At 24.8% G+C, this 630-nt stretch carries 1 pseudogene; it reads right to left on the bottom strand.

Features of this window, described 5'->3' with window-relative positions:
- A pseudogene (locus D8847_RS10585) lies at positions 1-587 on the bottom strand (toll/interleukin-1 receptor domain-containing protein); the annotation flags it as partial.
- Between the last annotated feature and the right edge of the window lie 43 nt (positions 588-630).

The raw sequence follows: 630 nt of genomic DNA, 5'->3' as shown, positions 1-630 counted from the left end.
TTTCCTTTCTTTTTTCTACTCAATCTAAACGGTAGAGATAAACTTTGAAAGTACGACTGAACTTCTTTTTTTAGCGATTGATTTCTTACATGACCATTTATTGCATAGAAAAAATTATGAACTTCCTTTGAATCATACTTCGAAAGTTCTCTAATGATTTCTAATCTTTCATGTAAATCATGTGTTTTAAAAAATCTTTTGCGATAATGTTCCAGATAAGAGGGATTTATTTCTTGGATATAATCTAATGATTTTTTTCTTTTTATAGTTTGCAGCTTTAATTTTGCTAAAGATTTTTTTCGAATTTCATCTGCCTGAGTTTTTCTTTCTTCAATACTCAAAATATTTTTTCTTACTTGTCTTCTTATATATTTAGATGTTTCAAGAATAAAATCATTAGTTTCTAAAGACATCCTTTTACTCTGAATTTTAACTAAATTTGTTTTAATAATACGTTTTGCTAAAGATTTTTTTCGAATTTCATCTGCCTGAGTTTTTCTTTCTTCAATACTCAAAATATTTTTTCTTACTTGTCTTCTTATATATTTAGATGTTTCAAGAATAAAATCATTAGTTTCTAAAGACATCCTTTTACTCTGAATTTTAACTAAATTTGTTTTAATAATACGT

Source organism: Streptococcus mitis (assembly GCF_003942795.1).
Taxonomy (GTDB): Bacteria; Bacillota; Bacilli; order Lactobacillales; family Streptococcaceae; genus Streptococcus; species Streptococcus mitis_BJ.
This window is presented reverse-complemented; position numbering and strand designations above follow the sequence as displayed.